20 protein-coding genes are annotated in these 23943 nt (G+C 59.7%); 1 reads left to right on the top strand and 19 read right to left on the bottom strand.

Translation table 11 applies throughout. The annotated features are described in order from the left end of the window. Positions 1–104: 104 nt before the first annotated feature. Positions 105–1001 (top strand): LysR family transcriptional regulator, encoded by an 897-nt coding sequence (locus AB4N73_RS00440; RefSeq protein WP_056783227.1) that lies wholly within the window; start codon positions 105–107, stop codon positions 999–1001. 132 nt (positions 1002–1133) lie between these two features. On the opposite strand, the gene ispD is transcribed toward AB4N73_RS00440, so the two are convergent. From ispD to uppS, 19 genes are all read right to left on the bottom strand, one after another. Further along, complete coding sequence (gene ispD / locus AB4N73_RS00435) at positions 1134–1841, bottom strand: 2-C-methyl-D-erythritol 4-phosphate cytidylyltransferase (RefSeq protein ID WP_056783224.1); 708 nt, start codon at positions 1839–1841, stop codon at positions 1134–1136. Beyond that, positions 1838–2116 carry a cell division protein FtsB gene (ftsB, locus tag AB4N73_RS00430; protein WP_016771460.1) on the bottom strand — a complete coding sequence of 93 codons (279 nt, stop codon included), beginning with the start codon at positions 2114–2116 and terminating at the stop codon, positions 1838–1840. Before ftsB ends, ispD begins: the two co-directional genes overlap by 4 nt. A 169-nt stretch (positions 2117–2285) precedes the next feature. Beyond that, on the bottom strand, positions 2286–3575 hold the full coding sequence (eno, locus tag AB4N73_RS00425) for a phosphopyruvate hydratase (RefSeq protein WP_041478121.1): 1290 nt from the start codon (positions 3573–3575) through the stop codon (positions 2286–2288). Between the two features lie 155 nt (positions 3576–3730). Beyond that, positions 3731–4576, bottom strand: coding sequence for a 3-deoxy-8-phosphooctulonate synthase (gene kdsA / locus AB4N73_RS00420; RefSeq protein ID WP_007954807.1), 846 nt, complete (start codon positions 4574–4576; stop codon positions 3731–3733). Between the two features lie 4 nt (positions 4577–4580). Further along, positions 4581–6212 carry a CTP synthase gene (locus AB4N73_RS00415; protein ID WP_076566135.1) on the bottom strand — a complete coding sequence of 544 codons (1632 nt, stop codon included), beginning with the start codon at positions 6210–6212 and terminating at the stop codon, positions 4581–4583. A gap of 274 nt (positions 6213–6486) precedes the next feature. Beyond that, positions 6487–7815, bottom strand: coding sequence for a tRNA lysidine(34) synthetase TilS (gene tilS / locus AB4N73_RS00410; RefSeq protein ID WP_460142781.1), 1329 nt, complete (start codon positions 7813–7815; stop codon positions 6487–6489). A 131-nt stretch (positions 7816–7946) separates the two neighbouring features. Beyond that, positions 7947–8894 (bottom strand): acetyl-CoA carboxylase carboxyltransferase subunit alpha, encoded by a 948-nt coding sequence (locus AB4N73_RS00405; RefSeq protein ID WP_016771465.1) that lies wholly within the window; start codon positions 8892–8894, stop codon positions 7947–7949. A gap of 139 nt (positions 8895–9033) precedes the next feature. Continuing rightward, positions 9034–12555 carry a DNA polymerase III subunit alpha gene (dnaE, locus tag AB4N73_RS00400; RefSeq protein ID WP_122747625.1) on the bottom strand — a complete coding sequence of 1174 codons (3522 nt, stop codon included), beginning with the start codon at positions 12553–12555 and terminating at the stop codon, positions 9034–9036. A gap of 76 nt (positions 12556–12631) precedes the next feature. Further along, entirely contained in the window at positions 12632–13258 is a 627-nt protein-coding gene (rnhB, locus tag AB4N73_RS00395) for a ribonuclease HII (RefSeq protein ID WP_016771466.1), read from the bottom strand. Positions 13259–13269: 11 nt separating this feature from the next. Next, positions 13270–14400 carry a lipid-A-disaccharide synthase gene (gene lpxB / locus AB4N73_RS00390; protein WP_370695114.1) on the bottom strand — a complete coding sequence of 377 codons (1131 nt, stop codon included), beginning with the start codon at positions 14398–14400 and terminating at the stop codon, positions 13270–13272. A 2-nt stretch (positions 14401–14402) separates the two neighbouring features. Continuing rightward, positions 14403–15179 (bottom strand): acyl-ACP--UDP-N-acetylglucosamine O-acyltransferase, encoded by a 777-nt coding sequence (gene lpxA, locus AB4N73_RS00385; protein WP_150636319.1) that lies wholly within the window; start codon positions 15177–15179, stop codon positions 14403–14405. Further along, entirely contained in the window at positions 15176–15616 is a 441-nt protein-coding gene (fabZ, locus tag AB4N73_RS00380) for a 3-hydroxyacyl-ACP dehydratase FabZ (RefSeq protein WP_016771469.1), read from the bottom strand. The genes lpxA and fabZ overlap by 4 nt, the downstream gene beginning before the upstream one ends. Positions 15617–15722: 106 nt before the next feature. After that, positions 15723–16778: a UDP-3-O-(3-hydroxymyristoyl)glucosamine N-acyltransferase gene (gene lpxD / locus AB4N73_RS00375; RefSeq protein ID WP_056783213.1), complete on the bottom strand. Its 1056-nt coding sequence runs from the start codon at positions 16776–16778 to the stop codon at positions 15723–15725. Positions 16779–16781: 3 nt separating this feature from the next. After that, a complete protein-coding gene (locus AB4N73_RS00370; RefSeq protein ID WP_003222140.1) occupies positions 16782–17285 on the bottom strand; it encodes an OmpH/Skp family outer membrane protein in 504 nt (167 codons plus the stop codon). 45 nt (positions 17286–17330) lie between these two features. Next, complete coding sequence (bamA, locus tag AB4N73_RS00365) at positions 17331–19706, bottom strand: outer membrane protein assembly factor BamA (RefSeq protein ID WP_041478127.1); 2376 nt, start codon at positions 19704–19706, stop codon at positions 17331–17333. Between the two features lie 74 nt (positions 19707–19780). Then, positions 19781–21133 (bottom strand): sigma E protease regulator RseP, encoded by a 1353-nt coding sequence (rseP, locus tag AB4N73_RS00360; protein WP_056783211.1) that lies wholly within the window; start codon positions 21131–21133, stop codon positions 19781–19783. 54 nt (positions 21134–21187) lie between these two features. Further along, positions 21188–22378, bottom strand: coding sequence for a 1-deoxy-D-xylulose-5-phosphate reductoisomerase (gene ispC, locus AB4N73_RS00355; RefSeq protein ID WP_217852627.1), 1191 nt, complete (start codon positions 22376–22378; stop codon positions 21188–21190). Then, positions 22375–23181: a phosphatidate cytidylyltransferase gene (locus AB4N73_RS00350; protein WP_016771474.1), complete on the bottom strand. Its 807-nt coding sequence runs from the start codon at positions 23179–23181 to the stop codon at positions 22375–22377. The genes ispC and AB4N73_RS00350 overlap by 4 nt, the downstream gene beginning before the upstream one ends. Next, the gene (gene uppS / locus AB4N73_RS00345) at positions 23181–23936 is read right to left on the bottom strand and encodes a polyprenyl diphosphate synthase (protein WP_016771475.1); all 756 of its coding nucleotides are present in this window, start codon (positions 23934–23936) and stop codon (positions 23181–23183) included. Before uppS ends, AB4N73_RS00350 begins: the two co-directional genes overlap by 1 nt. Positions 23937–23943: the final 7 nt, after the last annotated feature.

Below are 23943 nucleotides of genomic sequence, written 5' to 3'. Positions count from 1 at the left end.
GTGAACCCAATAAATAAAAAAGCAGACAGTCAGTGTAGTTCAGCGCGCCCTGAGGAATAATCCGGACCAAAGCAAAACATTATTGCCATACAGGGATAATCCAAGTGTCGGAAAACCGCTGGGAAGGCATCGACGAGTTTGTTGCCGTCGCCGAATGCAATCAATTCACTGCCGCTGCCGAGCGTCTTGGGGTTTCTTCCTCACACATCAGTCGACAAATCGTACGGCTCGAAGAGCGTTTGCAGACGCGGCTGCTCTACCGCAGCACCCGGCGGGTGACGCTGACCGAGGCCGGGCAGACTTTCCTGCAACATTGCCAGCGCCTGCAGGACGGCCGCGAAGAAGCGTTGCGCGCGGTGGGCGATCTGACCAGCGAACCGAAAGGCATGCTGCGCATGACCTGCGCGGTGGCCTACGGCGAACGTTTTATCGTGCCGCTGGTGACTCGCTTCATGGGGCTGTACCCGCAGCTGCGTATCGATATCGAGCTGAGCAATCGCCAGCTGGATCTGGTGCATGAAGGGCTGGATCTGGCAATTCGTCTGGGTCGGCTACAGGATTCGCGCTTGGTCGCGACACGCCTGGCGCCACGAAGAATGTACCTGTGCGCGTCGCCTTCCTACCTGGAACGGTATGGGCGCCCACACAGTTTGTCGGAATTGAGTCGACACAATTGCCTGATCGGCAGTTCGGATATCTGGCAACTGGAACAGAACGGGCGGGAATTTTCCCAGCGGGTGCAGGGCAACTGGCGTTGCAACAGTGGGCAGGCGGTGCTGGATGCGGCGCTTCAGGGTGTCGGGTTGTGTCAGTTGCCGGACTATTACGTGCTCGAGCACCTGCACAGTGGCGCGCTGATTTCCTTGCTGGAGGCGCATCAGCCGCCGAATACGGCGGTGTGGGCGTTGTATCCGCAGCAGCGGCATCTGTCGCCGAAGGTGCGCAAGTTGGTGGATTATTTGAAGGTGGGACTGGCTGAAAGGCCGGAGTACAAACTTTGAGTTATTGGTTGCCTGTGCGACCGTTTTCGCGAGCAGGCTCGCTCCCACAATTGACCGAGTTCGACAGCTGAATGCATTCCCTCTGTGGGAGCGAGCCTGCTCGCGAAGGCAATGCCACAGCGACCCCAAATCTCAGCGGCGATTCGCCCAACGCTGGCGCAACCACTCCAGATCTTCCGGCCGGGTCACCTTGAGGTTATCCGCCCGCCCTTCGATCAGACGCGGTGCCAGACCGGCCCATTCCATCGCAGAAGCTTCATCGGTGATCACGGCATCCGCAACCAGGCTATCGGCCAACGCTCGATGCAACGCGCCGAGGCGAAACATCTGCGGCGTATACGCCTGCCAGATCACACTGCGGTCCACCGTTTCAACCACACGACCGTTTTTATCAATGCGTTTGAGCGTGTCGCGAGCGGGCACCGCCAACAGACCACCGACCGGGTCATCCGCGAGTTCGGCAAGCAACTTGTCGAGATCATCGCGACTCAGATTTGGCCGGGCCGCATCGTGCACCAGCACCCAATCGTCATCGTCGGCACCTTGCGCATGCAGATGCAGCAAGGCGTTTAGCACCGAAGCGGAACGCTCCGCCCCGCCATCAACCCGCTGAATGCGCGGATCGTTGACGCATGCCAGATTCGGCCAATAGGGATCATCGACAGCAAGACTGACCACCAGGCCCTTGAGGCTCGGGTGATCAAGGAAACAGCCGAGGCTGTGTTCGAGAATTGTGCGCCCGCCCAGTTGCAGATATTGCTTGGGACGGTCCGCGGCCATTCGGGCACCGACGCCCGCAGCAGGAATCACGGCCCAGAAGGCCGGCAGGGAATCGATCATTGGGCCAACTGGTAAAGGGTTTCGCCATCCTTGACCATGCCCAGTTCGTGACGAGCCCGCTCTTCAACGGTCTCCATGCCTTTTTTCAATTCGCTGACTTCCGCGTCCATCACCCGGTTGCGCTCCAACAGGCCTTCGTTCTCGGCATGTTGTTCGGCGATCTGCTGTTTCAGCTCGGCGACCTGCGCCAGACTGCCATTGCCCACCCACAGGCGGTACTGCAGACCGGCCAGCAGCAAGAGCAAAACAAGAAACAACCAGTAAGGACTGCGCATCGAATATCAGGTATCCAGTGAAAAAAGACAGCCACGCATAATGTTGCAGCATCTGATAGCACGAAGCCTGGAAAGATCCAGGCTTGTGCTTAAGGCATCAGATTAGTGGCAAATCCATCGCTGTCACGACTTTTCCGACACAATCCGGTGTCCTTTGATCAGGTTGCGCTTAACCGCGGAACTCGGCACGGCCGTTGTACTTGGCCTTGCCGTTCAACTGCTCTTCGATACGCAGCAGTTGGTTGTACTTGGAAACGCGGTCGGAGCGGCACAGCGAACCGGTCTTGATCTGGCCAGCCGAGGTGCCCACAGCCAGGTCGGCAATGGTCGAATCTTCGGTTTCGCCGGAGCGGTGCGAGATCACGGCGGTGTAGCCGGCAGCCTTGGCCATCTGGATGGCTTCCAGGGTTTCGGTCAGGGTGCCGATCTGGTTGAACTTGATCAGGATCGAGTTGGCGATCTTTTTATCGATGCCTTCTTTGAGGATCTTGGTGTTGGTCACGAACAGGTCGTCGCCCACCAGCTGAGTCTTCTCGCCGATCTTGTCGGTGAGGATTTTCCAGCCGGCCCAGTCGGATTCGTCCAGACCGTCTTCGATGGAGATGATCGGGTAACGCTCGGTCAGACCTTTGAGGTAGTCGGCGAAACCTTCAGCAGTGAACACCTGGCCTTCGCCGGACAGGTTGTACTTGCCGTCTTCGTAGAACTCGCTCGCGGCGCAGTCCAGCGCCAGGGTCACGTCGGTGCCCAGCTTGTAACCGGCATTGGCCACGGCTTCGGAGATCACTTTCAGTGCATCTTCGTTGGACGCCAGATTCGGCGCGAAACCGCCTTCGTCGCCAACGGCGGTGCTCAGGCCACGGGCCTTCAGCACAGCTTTCAAGTGATGGAAAATCTCGGTGCCCATGCGCAGACCTTCCGAGAAGGACTTGGCGCCGACTGGCTGAACCATGAATTCCTGGATGTCGACGTTGTTATCGGCGTGCTCGCCACCGTTGATGATGTTCATCATCGGGACCGGCATCGAGTACACACCCGGGGTGCCGTTGAGGTTGGCGATGTGTGCGTACAGCGGCAGATCCTGATCCTGCGCAGCTGCCTTGGCCGCAGCCAGGGACACGGCGAGGATGGCGTTGGCGCCCAGGGTCGCTTTGTTTTCGGTACCGTCGAGCTTGATCATCGCTTGGTCGAGGGCTTTCTGGTCGCTCGGGTCGGTGCCCAGCAGCAGATCGCGGATCGGACCGTTGATGTTGGCTACCGCCTTGAGCACGCCCTTGCCCAGGTAACGGCTCTTGTCGCCATCACGCAGCTCGAGCGCTTCACGCGAGCCAGTGGATGCACCGGACGGCGCGCAGGCGCTGCCGATGATGCCGTTGTCGAGAAGCACGTCCGCTTCCACGGTGGGATTGCCACGGGAGTCGAGAACTTCACGACCTTTGATGTCGACGATTTTTGCCATTGTTGTAAACACTCCAAAGTTGACGAAAACGACGCAGCTAGAGGAAATCTTTATCGTCGGCAAGCGAAGTACAGCGGGCAGACTTGCAGACGACAACGCTCACGCCCGAGGGCATGAGCGACAAATCGTGCGGTACTTTACCGGAGAATCGAGCGTTACGCGGTTTCTACCGTCGGAAAACTCTTCACCAGTTCGTCCAGAGCCTTGAGCTGGGCCAGGAATGGCTCCAGTTTGTCCAGACGCAAGGCGCAAGGGCCGTCGCATTTGGCGTTGTCCGGATCCGGATGCGCTTCGAGGAACAGACCCGCCAGCGACTGGCTCATGCCGGCCTTGGCCAGATCGGTGACCTGCGCACGGCGACCGCCGGCGGAGTCGGAACGACCGCCGGGCATTTGCAACGAGTGGGTCACGTCGAAGAACACCGGGTATTCGAACTGCTTCATGATGCCGAAGCCGAGCATGTCGACCACGAGATTGTTGTAGCCGAAGCTCGAACCACGCTCGCAGAGGATCAACTGATCGTTACCGGCTTCCACGCACTTGTTCAGGATGTGTTTCATTTCCTGAGGCGCGAGGAACTGGGCTTTCTTGATGTTGATCACGGCATTGGTCTTGGCCATCGCGACAACCAGATCGGTCTGGCGCGACAGGAAGGCCGGCAGCTGAATGATGTCGCAGACTTCAGCGACGACCGCAGCCTGATCCGGCTCGTGGACGTCGGTGATGATCGGCACGCCGAAGGCTTGCTTGATGTCCTGGAAGATGCGCATGCCCTCTTCCAGGCCAGGACCGCGATACGAAGTCACAGAAGACCGGTTGGCCTTGTCGAAGCTGGCCTTGAACACGTAAGGGATACCGAGTTTTTCGGTGACCTTCACGTACTCTTCGCAAACCTGCATGGCCATGTCACGGCTTTCCAGCACGTTCATGCCGCCGAACAGCACCATGGGTTTGTCGTTGGCAATCTCGATGTCGCCGACGCGGATGATCTTCTGTGCCATCGGGTTACGCCTTCTTCTGGTGTTGAGCCAACGCGGCTTTGACGAAACCGCTGAACAGCGGATGGCCGTCGCGTGGCGTCGAGGTGAACTCAGGGTGGAACTGGCAGGCGACGAACCATGGATGATCCGGCGCTTCAACCACTTCGACCAGCGCAGCATCGGCGGAGCGACCGGAAATCTTCAGGCCGGCTTCGATGATCTGCGGCAGCAGGTTGTTGTTCACTTCGTAACGGTGACGGTGACGCTCGACAATCACGTCCTTGCCGTAGCAATCGTGCACTTTGGAGCCCGGCTCGAGCAGGCACTCCTGCGCGCCGAGGCGCATGGTGCCGCCCAGATCGGACGCTTCGGTACGCACTTCGACAGCGCCGGTGGCGTCTTCCCACTCGGTGATCAGACCGACCACCGGATGGCCGCTGGCCCGATCGAACTCGGTGGAGTTGGCGTCTTTCCAGCCCAGTACGTTACGGGCGAATTCGATGACCGCCACTTGCATGCCGAGGCAGATGCCGAGGTACGGAACCTTGTTTTCGCGAGCGTACTGAACGGCAGTGATCTTGCCTTCCACGCCACGCAGACCGAAGCCGCCCGGCACCAGAATCGCGTCGACACCTTCGAGCAGCGCAGTGCCCTGGTTCTCGATGTCTTCGGAATCGATGTAGCGCAGGTTGACCTTGGTGCGGTTGCTGATGCCGGCATGACTCATCGCTTCGATCAGCGACTTGTACGCGTCGAGCAGTTCCATGTACTTGCCGACCATGGCGATGGTCACTTCGTGTTCCGGGTTCAGCTTGGCATCGACCACTGCGTCCCACTCGGACAGATCGGCGCTGCCGCACTGCAGACCGAAACGCTCGACGACGAAATCGTCCAGGCCCTGCGAGTGCAGGATGCCCGGGATCTTGTAGATGGTATCGGCGTCTTCCAGCGCGATTACCGCACGCTCTTCAACGTTGGTGAATTGCGCGATCTTGCGACGCGAGGACACATCGATCGGGTGATCGGAGCGGCACACCAGCACGTCTGGCTGCAGACCGATCGAGCGCAGTTCCTTGACGGAGTGCTGGGTCGGTTTGGTCTTGGTTTCGCCAGCGGTGGCGATGTACGGCACCAGCGTCAGGTGCATCAGCATCGCGCGCTTGGCGCCGACTTCGAAACGCAACTGGCGGATGGCTTCGAGGAATGGTTGCGACTCGATGTCACCGACGGTGCCACCGATTTCAACCATCGCCACGTCAGCGTCACCGGCACCTTTGATGATGCGACGTTTGATTTCGTCGGTGATGTGCGGGATCACCTGGATGGTTGCACCCAGGTAGTCGCCACGGCGCTCTTTGCGCAGCACGTGCTCGTAGACACGGCCGGTGGTGAAGTTGTTGTTCTGGGTCATGGTCGTGCGGATGAACCGCTCGTAGTGCCCCAGATCCAGATCGGTCTCGGCGCCGTCGTGGGTGACGAACACTTCACCGTGCTGGAACGGACTCATGGTGCCTGGATCGACGTTGATGTACGGATCCAGCTTCAGCATGGTGACCTTAAGCCCCCGCGCCTCCAGGATAGCCGCCAATGAAGCCGAGGCAATGCCTTTCCCCAATGAAGAAACAACACCGCCCGTGACGAATATGTAGCGCGTCATGAAAAACCCTAGAAGTCTGCGTTAAAGCGGAACGAGCCGCCGGGGAAAGCGAAGGAAGGCCGAAGCCCCCGATCACCTGCATTAATCACAGTGCACCTTTCGAAAAAACCGCCGCGTTGTGACAGACCGGTAGATGAAACACCGGTACGTTGCTCGCTACACATTTTTTGGAATCGCCCAGCAAAGACTGCTTGGTAATCGGCAACTCCTGCAATTCAGGCGAATCCACAGAAGTTGTATCAAGAAGGGAGCGTAGTCTACCGGAATGCTCCTTTCAGCTCAAACCTTGATCTTCGTCTGTTGGCTGCCAGTGCAATGTCCAGCCTTCGTCCATCTGACCATCAAGACCCGGCAGGTTCGCCACGGCGAGCAATTCTTCGCCACGAAACAGCAGCGGCAATCTGCCACGCACGAAGGCCGGGACCGCGCGCTCGTTGAGCAGACGCTTGAGATCACGGCTGCCGCGCTCGGCCAGTTGCATGACCTCACCGCCTTGCCGATAGGCAATACGCAAAGGCCCGGATGGAGCTTGCCCGTGGAGCATGACGCGTCCGTTATCCGGCAAGCGTAGCGCTGAAGTCGGGGTCTGCCAGTCGGCGCCGATCACTGGCGCGCCCAACCAATTGCCGCTCAGCCACCAGACGCGACCGACGCTGCGGTGCAGCTCTCCGTCGGCCAGACGCCAGATCGGAGAAGCGTCGGCGCCGGCATTGCACAGCGTTGTCCAACCCGGCCAATGGTCAGCATCTGGCAGCCGGGTCAATGGTTCGAGCCAGTGGCTGAGGGCATTTCGCTGGCGCGCGTCAGACAATGCCATCAATGGTGTCAGCTCCAGCGATGGCACACCCAGCCAAGCGAATTCATGGGGCGTTTCGGCTTGTGCGAGATCGATCTGCGCCAGCTCATCGAGCAAGCCCTGCGCCTCACGCAGATGCGCAGCCGTGCGCGCCATGCTGGCCTGCGCTTGCGGCCAGCGCTCGGTGAGAACCGGCATGACTTGATGGCGCAAATAGTTGCGCGAAAACTGCCGGTCTTGGTTCGACGGGTCTTCGATCCAGCGCAACTGATGCGCCTGTGCATAACCTTCCAGCTCAGCACGGCTGACATCCAGCAACGGTCGAACCAGCATGCCCTGCCCCACTGGGCGCTGCTGCGGCATCGCCCCGAGCCCGCGTACACCGGTACCGCGCAACAGCCGAAACAGCAGCGTTTCCGCTTGGTCATCGCGGTGCTGGCCAGTCAGCAACACGTCATTGCTCTGCGTCAGCGAACTGAACGCGGCATAACGCGCATCCCGCGCCGCCCGCTCCAGGCTCGCCCCGCCCTTTACGGTCACCCGCTTCACTTGCAACGGCACGCCCAGCGCATTACAGACGGCCTGGCAATGTTGCGGCCATGCATCGGCCGCAGCCTGAAGGCCGTGGTGGATATGAATGGCGCTGAGCGCAGGGAGGGATTCGGTGTTCGCCAGAGTGGCGAGCAGATGCAGGAGGACGGTGGAATCGAGGCCACCGGAGAAGGCGATGCGCCAGTGAGCGGCGTGGCGCCAAGGCTCAAGGTTCAGCAGAAGACGGGATGGCAAATCAATCGGGGACTGGCCCATATCTGCACCTTTGCCTGGTCCTCTGTGGGAGCGAGCCTGCTCGCGAAAGCGATTTGACATTCAACAATTTCGTCGACTGTCATACCGGTTTCGCGAGCAGGCTCGCTCCCACAGTGATAGCACGCGTCTGATTAGAGACCGTAGCTCATCAGGCGATCGTAACGGCGCTTGAGCAGCGCTTCGTTATCGAACTGCTTGAGCATCGCCAGTTGCGAGCTCAGTTCGGCGCGGATCGAAGCGGCGGCAGCAGCCGGATCACGGTGGGCGCCGCCCAGTGGCTCGCTGATCACTTTGTCGACGATACCCAGGCCTTTCAAACGCTCAGCGGTGATGCCCATTGCTTCAGCGGCATCCGGTGCTTTCTCGGCGGTCTTCCACAGGATCGATGCGCAACCTTCCGGCGAGATCACCGCGTAGGTCGAATATTGCAGCATGTTCAATTGATCGCAGACGCCGATGGCCAGTGCGCCGCCGGAACCACCTTCACCAATTACAGTGGCGATGATCGGAGTCTTCAGACGCGCCATCACCCGCAGGTTCCAGGCAATCGCTTCGCTCTGGTTGCGCTCTTCAGCGTCGATGCCGGGGTAGGCACCCGGGGTGTCGATGAAAGTCAGGATAGGCATCTTGAAGCGCTCGGCCATCTCCATCAGACGGCAGGCCTTGCGGTAGCCTTCCGGACGCGGCATACCGAAGTTGCGGCGAACTTTCTCACGCACTTCACGGCCCTTCTGGTGGCCGATGATCATCACCGGCTGGTCTTCCAGACGGGCGATACCGCCAACGATGGCAGCGTCGTCGGAGAAGTGACGGTCGCCGTGCAGTTCGTCGAACTCGGTGAAGATGTGCTCGATGTAATCGAGGGTGTAAGGGCGTTTCGGGTGACGCGCCAGGCGTGCGATCTGCCAGCTGGTCAGCTTGCCGAAGATGTCTTCGGTCAGCGTCTTGCTCTTGTCCTGCAGGCGGGAGATCTCATCGCCGATATTCAGCGAATTGTCATTACCGACCAAGCGCAACTCTTCGATCTTGGCTTGCAGGTCGGCGATCGGCTGTTCGAAATCTAGAAAATTCGGGTTCATAGGCGTCCGTCTTGGGTCGTGTCCCAAGTGAGCTTGGGCCGGCCGGTTGTCTATTCGCGCCCTACCTTAAGGGAGAGGCGCGCTGAGGTCGAGATTAAAAATTCAGGTTGTGGGCAAGCGCAATGATGGCACTTGCCGGTCAACGGTATTGGAGGAAGACGTTGTCTCGCCCGAACTGGTCACGCAGGGCTTGAATCAAGGTATCCGCCGGGTCGATCCGCCAGGTCTCGCCGAACTGCAGCAAGGTCTTCGCATCCGGGCTGGTGTACTCCATGGTCACCGGGCACGCGCCGCGATGACGCTTGAGCAGTTCGCCCAACCAGCGTAGCTGATCGCCTTTCAGATCCTGGGTGTGCAGCTTCAGGCGCAGGCTCTCGGCCAGATTGGTGCGCGCATCTTCCATGCTCATCACGCGCTTGACCCGCAGGCGCAGACCGCCAGAGAAGTCGTCATTGCTGACTTCGCCTTCGACCACCACCATCGCGTCGGTCTGCAGCAGCGACTGCGCCGAATGGAACGCATCGGCAAACAGCGACGCTTCGATCCGTCCGGAGCGGTCGTCGAGGGTGATGAAGCCCATCTTGTCGCCCTTCTTGTTCTTCATCACCCGCAGGGCAATGATCATCCCCGCCACCGTCTGCGTATCGCGCGCCGGTTTCAGGTCGATGATGCGCTGACGGGCGAAGCGGCGGATTTCGCCTTCGTATTCGTCGATCGGGTGACCGGTCAGGTACAGGCCCAGGGTGTCTTTTTCACCCTTGAGGCGTTCCTTTAGGGTCAGTTCCTTGGCTTTGCGATGAGACGCGTAAACGTCGGCGTCTTCTTCGACGAACAAGCCGCCAAACAGGTCGGCGTGGCCACTGTCGTGGGTCCGCGCAGTCTGCTCGGCCGCCTTGATCGCCTCTTCCATCGCCGCCAGCAGTACCGCGCGGTTACGGTCGATGTTGGCTTGATAGGCCTTTTGTTCGTCGTGGAAATACGGGCCGAGGCGATCCAGCGCGCCGCTGCGAATCAAGCCATCAAGAGTTCGTTTGTTGATGCGCTTGAGGTCGACCCGCGCGCAGAAATCGAACAGATCCTTGAACGGACCGGCCTGACGCGCTTCGGTGATCGCTTCCACCGGACCTTCACCGACGCCTTTGATCGCGCCGAGGCCGTAAACGATGCGGCCGTCGTCGTTCACCGTGAACTTGAACTCCGAAGTGTTCACGTCCGGCGCGTCGAGGCGCAGCTTCATCGTCCGCACTTCCTCGATCAAGGTCACGACCTTGTCGGTGTTGTGCATATCCGCCGAAAGTACCGCGGCCATGAACGGCGCCGGGTAGTGAGCTTTCAGCCAAGCGGTCTGGTACGACACCAGGCCGTAAGCGGCGGAGTGGGACTTGTTGAAGCCGTAACCGGCGAATTTCTCCACCAGGTCGAAAATGTTACCGGCAAGATCCGCGTCGATCCCGTTGGTCGCGCAGCCCTCGATGAAGCCGCCGCGCTGCTTGGCCATTTCTTCGGGCTTTTTCTTACCCATCGCCCGACGCAGCATGTCCGCACCGCCGAGGGTGTAACCGGCCATGACCTGGGCAATCTGCATCACCTGTTCCTGATACAGGATGATGCCGTAAGTCGGCGCCAGTACCGGCTTGAGACCGTCGTACTGGTAGTCCGAGTGCGGATAGGCCAGTTCGGCGCGACCGTGCTTACGGTTGATGAAGTCGTCCACCATGCCCGATTGCAGCGGACCGGGACGGAACAGTGCAACGAGTGCGATCAAGTCTTCCAGGCAGTCGGGCTTGAGCTTTTTGATCAGCTCTTTCATGCCCCGGGATTCAAGCTGGAACACCGCCGTGGTTTCGGCTTTTTGCAGCAACTGATAGGTCGGCTTGTCGTCGAGCGGGATAAAGGCGATATCCAGCGGCGGCTCGTTGACCTTGGCGCGGTCACGGTTGATGGTCTTGAGCGCCCAGTCGATGATCGTCAGGGTACGCAGGCCGAGGAAGTCGAACTTCACCAGACCGGCGGCCTCAACGTCGTCCTTGTCGAACTGGGTCACCAGACCGTCACCGGCCTCGTCGCAATAGATCGGCGAGAAATCGGTCAATTTGGTCGGCGCGATCACCACACCACCGGCGTGCTTGCCGACGTTACGCACCACGCCCTCAAGCTTGCGCGCCATCTCCCAGATTTCCGCCGCTTCTTCATCGACCTTGATGAAGTCGCGCAGGATCTCTTCCTGCTCGTAGGCTTTTTCCAGGGTCATGCCGACTTCGAACGGAATCATCTTCGACAGACGATCCGCCAGGCCATAGGACTTGCCCTGCACCCGCGCCACGTCACGGACCACAGCCTTGGCGGCCATGGAACCGAAGGTGATGATCTGGCTCACCGCGTTGCGGCCATATTTCTCGGCCACGTAATCGATCACCCGGTCACGACCGTCCATGCAGAAGTCGACGTCGAAGTCGGGCATGGAGACCCGTTCCGGGTTGAGGAAACGTTCGAACAGCAGGTCATATTCCAGCGGGTCGAGGTCGGTGATCTTCTGTACGTAAGCCACCAGCGAACCGGCACCCGACCCACGGCCCGGACCTACCGGCACGCCGTTGTTCTTGGCCCACTGGATAAAGTCCATCACGATCAGGAAGTAACCGGGGAAGCCCATCTGGATGATGATATCCAGCTCGAAATTCAAGCGGTCGACGTAGACCTGACGCTTGGCTTCGTAGTCTTCAGTAGTGTCTTTGGGCAGCAGCACAGCCAAGCGTTCTTCGAGACCTTCGAAGGAGACCTTGCGGAAATATTCGTCGATGGTCATGCCATCGGGAATCGGGAAGTTGGGCAGGAAGTGTGTGCCCAGCTTCACTTCGATGTTGCAGCGCTTGGCGATCTCGACGGTGTTTTCGATGGCGTCGGGAATATCGCTGAACAGCTCGAGCATTTCCTCGGCGCTTTTCAGGTATTGCTGATCGCTGTAATTCTTCGAACGACGCGGGTCATCGAGGGCGCGGCCCTCACCGATGCACACACGAGTTTCGTGGGCGGCGAAGTCTTCCTGCTTGATGAAACGCACATCGTTGGTCGCCACCAGCGGTGCGCCAAGCTTGTCGGCCAGTGCCACGGCGCCGTGCAGCTGTTCTTCATCGTTGGGGCGGTTGGTGCGCTGGATTTCCAGATAGAAGCGATCCGGGAACACCGCCATCCACTCGCGCGCCAGCGCTTCGGCTTCCGCCGGATTGCCGCCGATCATGGCCATGCCGATCTCGCCTTCTTTGGCGGCGGACAGCATGATCAAACCTTCGTTGGCCTCGGCCACCCACTCGCGCTCGACGATGACCATGCCGTTGCGCTGGCCTTCGATGAAGCCACGCGAGATCAATTCGGTGAGATTGCGATAACCCTGAGCGTTCATCACCAGCAGGCTGAGGCGGCTCAGCGGTGCATCCGGGTCCTTGTTCGCCAGCCACAGGTCGGCGCCGCAGATCGGCTTGATGCCGGCGCCCATGGCGTTTTTATAGAACTTGACCAGGGAACACATGTTGTTCTGGTCGGTGACCGCGACCGCCGGCATGTTCATGGCGGTCAGCGCCTTGACCAGCGGCTTGATCCGCACCAGCCCGTCGACCAGGGAGTATTCAGTGTGCAGGCGTAGATGAACGAATGAAGCCGGCATAGTGATCCTGTCCAGTTACATAGAGACAACGAGGCCCGGATTGTACCGGGCCTCGAATAAAACATCAGCCTTGCGCCTAAACCTGCGTCAGGCTTTCCCGCGCCTCGTAAGCCAGGCGTACCGGGGCGAAAGAGCGGCGGTGAATCGGCGTCGGGCCGAGCCGCGCCAGTGCTTCCAGATGAACGGGCGTCGGGTAGCCTTTATGGCCGCCGATGCCGTAGCCCGGGTAGATCAATTCGAATGCCGCCATTTCGCGGTCACGGCTGACCTTGGCCAGAATCGACGCCGCCGCGATCGCCGGCACCTTGCCGTCGCCCTGAATCACCGCCTCGGCACGCATCGGCAGATGCGGGCAGCGGTTACCGTCGATCATCGCCAGTTTCGGCTGAATGTGCAGACCGGCAACCGCGCGCTGCATGGCCAGCATGGTCGCGTGGAGGATATTCAGATCGTCGATTTCTTCGACTTCGGCGCGAGCGATGCACCAGCTCAGCGCCTTTTCGCAGATCTCGTCATAGAGCTTTTCGCGCTTGGCTTCGGTGAGTTTTTTCGAATCGTCGAGGCCGAGGATCGGCCGGTTCGGATCGAGAATCACTGCCGCCGTCACCACCGCACCGCACAACGGACCACGACCGACTTCATCAACACCAGCGACCAGTTCTTCGACTTCGGCTACCAGAGTGAAATCCAGACCCATTTGCATGCTTGTCTTGCTCATTGTGTTTTGCCGATCAGGTCAAGGACGGCTTGCGCCGCCTGATTGGAAGCATCGCGCCGCAGCGTGCGGTGGATCTCGTCGAAGCCGCGGGTCTGTTCATCACCGCCATCGATCAATGGCGACAGCGTCTGCGCCAACGCCTCGACAGTCGCATCATCCTGCAACAACTCCGGCACCAGCAAGCGCTGAGCGAGCAAGTTGGGCAGCGACACGTATGGGCTTTTGACCATACGCTTGAGAATCCAGAATGTCAGCGGCGCCAACCGATACGCCACCACCATCGGCCGCTTGTACAGCAGCGCTTCAAGGGTAGCAGTGCCGGAGGCGATCAACACGGCGTTGCACGCGGCGAGGGCCAAGTGGGATTTACCGTCGAGCAAGGTTACCGGCAAATCCCGGCCAGCAAGCAAGGCCTCGAGTTGCACCCGGCGTTCCGGGTTTGCACAAGGAATGACAAAGCGCACGCCCGGACGCATGCCGCGCAGACGTTCGGCGGTGTCGAGGAACAGCGCACCGAGGCGACTGACTTCCCCGCCACGGCTGCCCGGCATCAGCGCTACCAGCGGACCGTCGGCCAAGCCTAGTTCGGTGCGTGCAGCGGCGCGGTCGGCTTGCAGCGGAATGGTATCGGCCAAGGTGTGACCGACGAAACGCACCGGCACGCCTTTCTCTTCGTAGAATTTCGCCTCGAACGGCAACAGGGTCAGCATCAGATCGCAGCCTTCGCGGATCTTCAGCACCCGCTTCTGCCGCCACGCCCATACCGACGGGCTGACGTAATGCACGGTCTTGATCCCGGCCTGACGCAGCTTGAGTTCGATATTGAGGTTGAAATCCGGCGCATCGATGCCGATGAACACGTCCGGCTTCGCGGCGATCAGTGTGGCAATCAGCTCTTTGCGGCGTTTGAGTAACTCACGCAGCCGACCGAGGACCTCCACCAGCCCCATGACCGACAGGCGCTCCATGGGAAAGTACGAGGTCAGGCCTTCAGCCTGCATCAGCGGACCGCCGACGCCGATGAACTCGACTGTCGGGTGCTGAGTCTTGAGCGCGCGCATGAGGCCGGCGCCGAGAATGTCACCGGAAGCCTCACCCGCCACCAGCGCGATACGCAGACTGGCCATGATCAGCGGGTGATGCCGCGAGTCGACGCCTGGATCGAATCGCGGAACACGGCGACTTCAGGGAACTGCGCAGACGGCTCGGCCAGCTCGGCCAGCGCCTGCTCGACCGTCAGGCCCTGCCGATAGACCGTCTTGTAAGCACGACGCAAGGCGTGGATCGCGTCTTCGCTGAAACCGCGACGGCGCATGCCTTCGAAGTTCATGCTGCGCGCTTCGGCCGGGTTGCCGAATACGGTGACGAACGCCGGAACGTCCTTGCCGATCGCCGTGCCCATGCCGGAAAAGCTGTGGGCGCCGATGTGGCAGTACTGGTGCACCAGGGTGAAACCGGAGAGGATCGCCCAGTCGTCAACGTGTACATGCCCGGCCAACGCAGTGTTGTTGACCAGAATGCAGTGATTGCCGATGACGCTGTCATGGCCGATGTGGGCATAGGCCATGATCAGGTTGTGATCACCCAGTGTGGTTTCCGAACGGTCCTGCACGGTGCCACGGTGAATGGTCACGCCTTCGCGGATGACGTTGTGGTCGCCGATCACCAGGCGGGTTTCCTCGCCTTTGTACTTCAGATCCGGGGTGTCTTCGCCTACCGAAGAAAACTGGTAGATGCGATTGTTTTTACCAATGCGGGTCGGCCCCTTGAGGATCACGTGCGGCCCGATCACGGTACCCTCGCCGATTTCCACACCTGCGCCGATGATCGACCACGGGCCGACCTCGACGCCGTCAGCCAGAACGGCGGACGGATCGATGATTGCGCGAGGGTCAATCAAACTCATACTTTCTGTTCCGCGCAGATGATTTCTGCCGAGCAGACCGGCTTGCCGTCCACCGAAGCCTGGCATTCGAACTTCCAGATCTTGCGCTTGCAGCTGATGAAAGTCGCTTCAAGGATCAACTGATCGCCCGGCTTGACTGGCTGGCGGAAGCGCAGCTTGTCGGAACCGACGAAGTAATACAGGGTGCCGTCGGCCGGTTTGACGTCGAGCATCTTGAAACCGAGGATCCCGGCAGCCTGAGCCATCGCTTCGATGATCAGCACGCCCGGCATGATTGGATGCGCAGGGAAGTGACCATTGAAGAACGGTTCATTGATGCTGACATTCTTGTAGGCGCGAATTCGCTTGCCTTCAGTGTCCAGTTCCACCACCCGGTCCACCAGCAGGAACGGGTAACGGTGAGGCAGGTATTCGCGAATCTCGTTGATGTCCATCATTTCAGGGGAAAGCCTATGTAAAGATTGGGAGCGCGACTGACGCGCACTCCTCTAGCAAATCAAGGAGGCAGTCCAGAGGCTGTGCACACTTGATATGGAAATGGTATCAGCCATCAGATGAAGCATTACCGTCAGGGGTCACTTCCCCAACGCGCTTTTCCAGCTGTTTCAACCGTCGCGCGATGTCATCGAGCTGACGGATTCGGGCCGCGCTTTTGCGCCATTCGGCCGCCGGTTGCATGGCTGTGCCGGAAGAATAGGCGCCCGGCTCGGTAATCGAGTGAGTCACCATGGTCATCCCGGTCAGGAAAACGTTGTCGCAAATATCAATGTGGCCGACCAGACCAACACCGCCGGCGAGCATGCAGTGCTTGCCGATCTTGGTGCTGCCGGAAATGCCAACGCACGCAGCCATGGCGGTGTGATCACCGACCTGGACGTTGTGCGCGATCTGAATCTGGTTGTCGAGCTTCACACCGTTGCCAATCACCGTATCGGCCAGAGCGCCGCGGTCGATGGCGGTGTTCACGCCAATCTCGACATCGTCGCCGATGGTCACGCCACCGATCTGGGCGATTTTCTGCCAGACACCTTTTTCGTTGGCGAAGCCGAACCCCTCACCGCCGATCACTGCGCCGGACTGAATAACCACACGCTTGCCGATGCGCACATCGTGATAGAGCGTGACGCGCGGAGCCAGCCAGCCGCCTTCACCGATTTCGCTGCGCGCGCCGACTACGCAATGCGCGCCCAGCGTGACCTGTGCAGCGATGCGTGCACCGGCTTCGATCACCACGAACGGACCGATGCTGGCACTTGGATCAACCACTGCGTCCGCCGCGATCACCGCTGTCGGATGAATCCCGCCAGCCGCTTTTGGCTTTGGATCGAACAGATGCGAGATGCGTGCGTAGGCCAGGTAAGGATCCGGCACCACCAAGGCATTACCGGCGAAACCTTCGGCGTCGGCTTCCTTGAGCAGCAGTGCAGCTGCCTGAGAACCGGCCAGGTATTTGCGGTATTGGGGATTTGCCAGAAAGCTCAACTGAGCTGGGCCAGCCTCTTGCAAAGTGGCTAGCCCAGTAATTTGCGTCTCGGGGTCGCCACGCAGGGTGGCGCCGAGGTGCTCGGCCAACTGGCCGAGCCTGATAGTCACGGTCATGGGTTACTTCAGCTGATTCATGCGCTCGATAACCTGGCGCGTGATGTCGTACTGAGGTTTGACATCGATGACTGCGCCACGCTCGAACACCAGGTCAAAACCACCTTTCTTGATGACTTCTTCCACGGCACTGTCCAGTTTCGGCTTCAGTTGCTTGAGCATTTCACGGTCGGCAACGGCTTTGGCTTCATTCAGTTCCTTGGACTGGAACTGGAAGTCACGAGCCTTTTGCTTGAATTCCAGCTCCAGACGCTCACGCTCGCCCTGCTGCATTTTGTCGCCACCGGCCATCAGACGGTCCTGAATGCCTTTGGCGCTGCTTTCCAGGGTTTTCAGCTTGGTCAGTTGCGGACCGAACTTCTTCTCTGCATCCACCGCGTACTTCTTCGCCGCGTCGGATTCCAGCAGAGCCATCTGATAGTTCAGCACGGCAATTTTCATGTCGGCGAACGCCGGGCCTGCCACCAGTACGGAGGCCAGGAGAACCAATTGAGTCAACTTACGCACGATGCACTCCTACAAAATCCATTGTCGTTATCTTGGGTCAGACGCTTAGAACGTCTGGCCGAGGGAGAATTGGAACACTTGAGTTTCAGCGTCATCCGGTTTCTTGATCGGCATCGCCAGGGCGAAGCTCAACGGCCCCAGTGCGGTGACCCAGGTCACGCCGACACCGACGGAACTGGCCATGTTGCTCAGACTGATGTCGTTGCACTTGGTGTTGGACGACGAACCATTGGCGTTCGTAGTGTCCTTGCACTGCGAGTCAAACACGTTACCGACATCCCAGAAGACCGAAGTACGCAGGGAACGCTGATCCTTGACGAATGGCAGCGGGAACAGGACTTCCACGCCACCCTGGATCAGGACGTTACCACCAAACGGCAGCGGATCCTGGTCCGGGTCTGCAATAGTGCCCGGGTTGTTGCCACGGCTCGGCGTACTGCGCGGGCCGAGGGTGCTGTCCTTGAAGCCACGAACCGAGTTGAAACCACCGGCATAGTAGTTTTCATAGAACGGCAGACCATCGGTCGAACCGTAGCCATCGCCATAACCGAGTTCGGAGTGCAGGCGCAGTGTGTAGTTTTCGGTGATCGGCTGGAACAGCTGACCACGGTAGTCAAGTTTGAAGAACGACAGGTCGCTTCCAGGAATGGTGGTTTCCAGGGTCAGGCTCTGGGAACGACCACGGGTCGGCAACACGCCTTTGTTCAGGGTCGACTCGGACCAACCGGCCGAGGCCTTGAAGTTCAGGTAGTTATCGCCTTCTTTCTCGACGAAGTCGAAAATCTCGTCAACGGTATAGCGACCGGTATTGATCTTGTCCTGCTGGGCAGACAGACCGAAGGTCAGACGCGAAGTCTCACTGATCGGGTAGCCGACGTTGACGCCCGCACCGAGGCTGTCTACCGCATAGCTGGAAATATCGGCATCGAGTTCATCGTAGTCGGTGGTGCGATAGAACGCGTTGTAACCCAGGCTCACGCCGTCGGCGGTCCAGTAGGGGTCAACGTAGCCGAAGTTGTAGCGGCTCTGGTATTCGCTGCGGGTCAGGCCGATGCTGACGCGGTTACCGGTACCCAAGAAGTTGTTCTGGGTGATCGAACCACCGAGGATCAGACCGGCGCTCTGGGCGAAACCAACGCTGGCGGTGATCGAACCGGAAGCCTGTTCTTCAACGGCGTAGTTCACATCAACCTGGTCGTCGACGCCAGGCACCGCCGGGGTTTCAACGTTGACTTCCTTGAAGAAGCCCAGGCGCTCCAGACGGGTCTTGGACTGGTCGATCAGGTAGGTCGAAGCCCAGCCACCTTCCATTTGACGCATTTCACGACGCAGCACTTCGTCCTCGGACTTGGTGTTGCCACGGAAATTGATGCGGTTTACGTAGGCACGCTTGCCCGGATCGACAGCGAAGAGGATGTCCACAGTGTGGTCATCATCGTGCGGCTGAGGCACGCCGTTGACGTTGGCGAAGGTGTAGCCCTCGTTACCCAGACGACGGGTGATCAGCTCGGAGGTGGTGGTCATCAGCTTGCGCGAGAACACCTGGCCCTTCTGCACGAGCAACAGCGACTTGATCTGGTCTTCAGGGACTTTCAGGTCACCGCTGAGCTTGACGTCACGAACGGTGTACTTCTCGCCTTCGGTGACGTTGACAGTAATGTAGACGTGCTTCTTGTCCGGGGTAATCGATACCTGGGTCGAAGCGATGTCCATGTTGATATAGCCGCGGTCCAGATAGTAGGAACGCAGACGCTCCAGGTCACCGGAAAGTTTTTCGCGGGCATATTTGTCATCGTTCTTGAAGAACGACAGCCAGTTGGTGGTTTTCAGTTCGAACAGGTCGGTCAGGTCTTCCTCAGGGAAAACCGTGTTGCCTACCACGTTGATGTGCTGAATGGCGGCAACGGTACCTTCGTTGATCTTCACCTTCAGACCCACGCGGTTACGCGGCTGCGAAACCACTTCGGTGTCGACGGTTGCCGAGTAGCGACCCTGGGCGACGTACTGACGTTGCAGTTCGTTACGCACACCCTCGAGGGTGGCGCGCTGGAAGATTTCGCCTTCGGCCAGACCGGATTGCTTGAGGCCTTTCATCAGGTCTTCAGTGGAAATCGCCTTGTTGCCTTCGATTTCGATACTGGCGACCGATGGACGCTCGACCACGGTGATGACCAGAACGTTGCCTTCGCGGCCCAGCTGGATATCTTGAAAGAAACCGGTTTTGAACAACGCACGAGTGGATTCCACCAGGCGACGATCATCCGCCTGCTCGCCGACGTTCAACGGCAAGGCACCAAAGACGCTACCCGCGGAGACCCGCTGGAGGCCATTGACGCGAATATCAGAGATAGTGAAGGACTCGGCGTGAACTTCGGCGATCATCAATACGGTGAGAACCGCAGTTAGCAGCAGACGTTTCATGAAGTCCTTTCTTATTCCAACTGGCAATAAACAAACTGCCGCAAAATGCGGCAGATTCGCAATTCAGCGAAGCGTTACAGTCGACCCAGATCGTTGACCAGAGCAAGCAACATCACCCCGACCACCAAACTGATACCGATCTGTATCCCCCAACCTTGCACCCGATCCGACAAGGGGCGACCACGCACCCACTCGATCAGATAAAACAACAAATGCCCCCCATCCAGTACAGGAATGGGCAGCAAATTCAGAACGCCCAGGCTAATACTCAGATAAGCAAGGAAATTCAGGAAATCAGCGACGCCCGACTGGGCAGAAGCGCCCGCCACTTTAGCAATGGTTATCGGTCCACTCAAGTTTTTTACCGAGAGCTCGCCGAACAGCATTTTCTTCAGTGAATCCAGCGTCAGAATGCTCATGGTCCAAGTGCGACGGGCACCCTCGCCAATCGCGGCCAGCGGGCCATAACTGACCTCGCGGATCATTTCTGGCGGCCAGTCGATGGCTTTGACGCCCGCGCCCAGATAACCGCTTGGCGATTTGCTTTCACCGCGCGCCGCCAAGGTCACAGGGACGTCGATTTGAGCATTGTCGCGCTCGATGCGCAGCATGATTTTGGTATCAGGACGCGTACGAACGGTATCAACCACCTGCTGCCAGTCACTCAGCGGCTGACCATCAAGAGCCAGCAAGCGATCGCCGGTTTTCAGCCCGGCGGCCTGGGCCGGACCTTTCGGGTCCAGCTCGGCAAGCACCGGCGGCAAGGCCGGACGCCAAGGACGAATGCCCAGCGAGCGGATCGGATCCGGCTCGTCGGCACCTTTTAGCCAGTTATCCAGTGCCAGCGTGCGGGGCGACTCAGCGGTCGAGCCCTGCTCGCGCACCAGCAATTGAATCGCACCGCTTTCACCGAGACGACGCACCAGTTGCAGATTGACCGCAGCCCAACCGGACGTTGGCTCGCCATCGATCGAGACGATCTCCTGACCCGCGTTCAGACCAGCCTTGGCGGCAATGCTGCCAGACTCGACCGCGCCGATGACCGGACGCACCTGCTCGCTGCCGAGCATCGCCAGCACCCAGAAAAACACCAGCGCCAGCAGGAAGTTGGCAATCGGGCCGGCAGCAACAATGGCGATACGCTGACGTACCGATTTGCGATTGAACGACTGATCAAGTTGATCAACCGGCACTTCGCCTTCGCGCTCGTCGAGCATCTTGACGTAGCCGCCCAGCGGAATCGCGGCGACCACGAACTCAGTGCCCTGCTTGTCATGCCAGCGCAGCAGCGGCATGCCGAAGCCCACGGAAAAACGCAGAACCTTGACGCCACAGCGACGCGCGACCCAGAAATGGCCGAATTCGTGGAAGGTGACCAGCACACCCAGGGCGATCAGGGTGCCGGCAATCATATAGAGCGCGCTCATCTACTTTCTCCGCAATCCTGTTCAGTGTCGCGTGTCGCCGTTGTGTTGCAAAAACTATCGGCCGTGCCGACTCAACCATTGCTCGGCCAGCAATCGCGCTTTCGCGTCCGCCGTAAATACGGCATCCAGATCGTTCAGCGCCACCACCGGCTCCAGATTCAAGACTTCCTCGATGATACTCGCGATTTCCAGGTAGCGAACCCGTCCGTCGAGAAACGCTGCAACCGCCACTTCATTGGCCGCGTTAAGCATCGCCGGCGCGCTGTCGCCGGCTTCGGCCGCCTGACGGGCCAAACGCAGGCAGGGGAAACGGCTTTCATCGGGCGCTTCGAAATCCAGTCGTGCAATGGCGAACAGATCAAGTGGCGCTACGCCGGAATCGATACGCTCCGGCCAGGCCAGGGCATTGGCGATCGGGGTGCGCATGTCGGGGTTGCCCAATTGCGCCAGCACCGAGCCATCGACGTAATCCACCAGAGAATGGATCACGCTCTGCGGATGGATCACTACTTCGACCTGAGCCGGCCTGGCGTCGAACAACCAGCAGGCTTCGATCAGTTCCAGGCCCTTGTTCATCATGCTCGCTGAATCCACGGAGATCTTGCGCCCCATGGACCAGTTCGGATGTGCACACGCCTGCTCAGGCGAAACATTCGCCAGCTCGGACATCGGTGTCTGCCGGAAAGGCCCGCCAGAGGCTGTCAGCAAAATCCGCCGCACACCCACCGAGCTCAAGCCGCGGGCGAAATCCGCTGGCATGCATTGAAAAATCGCATTGTGTTCGCTGTCGATCGGCAGCAGTACCGAACCGCTTTTGCGCACGGCCTGCATGAACAGAGCGCCGGACATCACCAGCGCTTCTTTATTGGCCAGCAGAATCTTCTTGCCCGCCTCGACCGCCGCCAGTGTCGGACGCAGCCCGGCCGCACCGACGATGGCCGCCATTACTGCATCGACTTCGGGCGCGGAGGCAACCTGACACAGGCCCTCCTCGCCTACCAGGACGCGAGTCGGCAAACCGGCTGCACGCAAGTCATCCTGCAAACCGCGCGCTGCGGCCACTTCAGGCACCACGGCAAACTGCGGCACATGACGCACGCACAACGCGAACAACTCAGTGAGGCGCGTGAAACCACTCAATGCGAAAACCTGATAACGCTCAGGATGACGCGCAATCACATCAAGGGTGCTCAGACCGATCGAACCGGTCGCACCCAACACCGTAATCTGCTGGGGACGACTCACGGTGCGGCCATCCAGAGCAATACGGCGAACACCGGAATGGCTGCGGTCAGGCTGTCGATGCGATCCAGCACGCCACCATGCCCGGGCAGCAGATTACTGCTGTCCTTGATGCCGGATTGGCGCTTGAACATGCTTTCGGTAAGGTCACCGACCACGGAAATGAAGACGATCACTGCCGCGCCGATCAGGCCTTTGAGCAGCTCGGCCACGGTCCAGTCGCGCACCAGCCCGACGATCGCAGTGATCACCAGACTCAGAGCCAGACCACCGTACACGCCTTCCCAGCTCTTGCCCGGGCTGACCTGCGGCGCGAGCTTGCGCTTGCCGAACTTGCGCCCGGAAAAGTAAGCACCGATGTCCGCACCCCAGACCAACACCATCACCGCCATGATCAACCAGTTACCCAGCGGGTACTGCTTGATCTGCACCAGACCCTGCCACGCAGGCAGCAGGATCAGCAGACCAATCAGCAGTTTGGTCGCCGCTGTGGACCAGTGCGCGCTGGAACGTGGATACGTCAGCACCAGATAAGTCGCAATCGCCCACCAGATCACCGATGCACCGAGCACCCAAGGCGCAAGGCCCGGCAGCACGTACATGACGAACAGCATCAAGGCGACCACGGCGGCAAAGCCGACGCGGAACGACTGTGCGGTGAAGCCGGCCAGACGCGCCCATTCCCACGCACCGAGACTGACTACCAGACCGATGAACAGCGCGAAGCCGGCACCTTTGAGCAGGAAAAACCCGCACAAGGCGATCGGCAGCAGGATCAGTGCAGTGATGATTCGTTGTTTAAGCATTAAACCCGGGCTCCAGCTTCGACCTGTTCGCTCGTTTTACCGAAGCGACGCTGGCGTGAAGCGAAATCGGCCAGCGCGGTGCGCATGGCGTCGTGTTTGAAGTCCGGCCAGAACAGGTCGGAGAAGTACAGCTCGGCGTAGGCCAGCTGCCACAGCAGGAAGTTGCTGATGCGATGCTCGCCACCGGTGCGGATGCACAGGTCAGGCAACGGCAGATCGCCGGTGGCCAGACAAGTCTGCAGCAGATCCGGGGTAATGTCCTCCGGGCGCAAATGCCCGGCCTGGACTTCACGCGCCAGACGCTGCGCGGCCTGAGCGATATCCCACTGGCCGCCATAGTTGGCGGCGATCTGCAGGACAAAGCGGTTGGCACCGACCGTCATGGCCTCGGCCTCGCGCATCGCCGCCTGAAGCTCAGGGTGGAAGCGCGAGCGATCGCCAATGATGCGCAGGCTGATGTTGTTGTCGTTGAGACGCTTGGCCTCACGACGCAGCGCCTTGAAGAACAGATCCATCAAGGCACTGACTTCATCGGCCGGGCGCTGCCAGTTTTCACTGGAGAAGGCGAACAGGGTCAGGACTTCGACCTTGGCCTCAGCGCACACCTCGATCACCGCCCGCACAGCATCCACGCCCGCTTTATGCCCGGCGACACCCGGCATAAAGCGTTTTTTCGCCCAGCGATTATTGCCATCCATGATGATCGCGACATGGCGCGGCACCGCGGACGGCGCAGTCTGCTTGGTCTTGTCCATTTAAAGC

It is taken from the genome of Pseudomonas sp. S3_B08 (assembly GCF_054667725.1).
Note: the sequence above shows the minus strand (reverse complement) of the source record. Positions and strands in the feature narration are given on the sequence as shown.

Excerpts from the sequence above, each read along its gene's own strand:
- AB4N73_RS00415 (WP_076566135.1), bottom strand. The coding sequence starts at position 6,212 with ATGACGCGCTACATATTCGTCACGGGCGGTGTTGTTTCTTCATTGGGG.
- fabZ (WP_016771469.1), bottom strand. The coding sequence starts at position 15,616 with ATGATGGACATCAACGAGATTCGCGAATACCTGCCTCACCGTTACCCG.
- ispD (WP_056783224.1), bottom strand. The coding sequence starts at position 1,841 with ATGATCGATTCCCTGCCGGCCTTCTGGGCCGTGATTCCTGCTGCGGGC.
- bamA (WP_041478127.1), bottom strand. The coding sequence starts at position 19,706 with ATGAAACGTCTGCTGCTAACTGCGGTTCTCACCGTATTGATGATCGCC.
- rseP (WP_056783211.1), bottom strand. The coding sequence starts at position 21,133 with ATGAGCGCGCTCTATATGATTGCCGGCACCCTGATCGCCCTGGGTGTG.
- eno (WP_041478121.1), bottom strand. The coding sequence starts at position 3,575 with ATGGCAAAAATCGTCGACATCAAAGGTCGTGAAGTTCTCGACTCCCGT.
- lpxA (WP_150636319.1), bottom strand. The coding sequence starts at position 15,179 with ATGAGTTTGATTGACCCTCGCGCAATCATCGATCCGTCCGCCGTTCTG.
- dnaE (WP_122747625.1), bottom strand. The coding sequence starts at position 12,555 with ATGCCGGCTTCATTCGTTCATCTACGCCTGCACACTGAATACTCCCTG.
- tilS (WP_460142781.1), bottom strand. The coding sequence starts at position 7,815 with ATGGGCCAGTCCCCGATTGATTTGCCATCCCGTCTTCTGCTGAACCTT.
- AB4N73_RS00405 (WP_016771465.1), bottom strand. The coding sequence starts at position 8,894 with ATGAACCCGAATTTTCTAGATTTCGAACAGCCGATCGCCGACCTGCAA.
- AB4N73_RS00350 (WP_016771474.1), bottom strand. The coding sequence starts at position 23,181 with ATGCTTAAACAACGAATCATCACTGCACTGATCCTGCTGCCGATCGCC.
- rnhB (WP_016771466.1), bottom strand. The coding sequence starts at position 13,258 with ATGCAAATGGGTCTGGATTTCACTCTGGTAGCCGAAGTCGAAGAACTG.
- lpxB (WP_370695114.1), bottom strand. The coding sequence starts at position 14,400 with ATGGCCAGTCTGCGTATCGCGCTGGTGGCGGGTGAGGCTTCCGGTGAC.
- uppS (WP_016771475.1), bottom strand. The coding sequence starts at position 23,936 with ATGGACAAGACCAAGCAGACTGCGCCGTCCGCGGTGCCGCGCCATGTC.
- lpxD (WP_056783213.1), bottom strand. The coding sequence starts at position 16,778 with ATGACCGTGACTATCAGGCTCGGCCAGTTGGCCGAGCACCTCGGCGCC.
- ftsB (WP_016771460.1), bottom strand. The coding sequence starts at position 2,116 with ATGCGCAGTCCTTACTGGTTGTTTCTTGTTTTGCTCTTGCTGCTGGCC.
- kdsA (WP_007954807.1), bottom strand. The coding sequence starts at position 4,576 with ATGGCACAGAAGATCATCCGCGTCGGCGACATCGAGATTGCCAACGAC.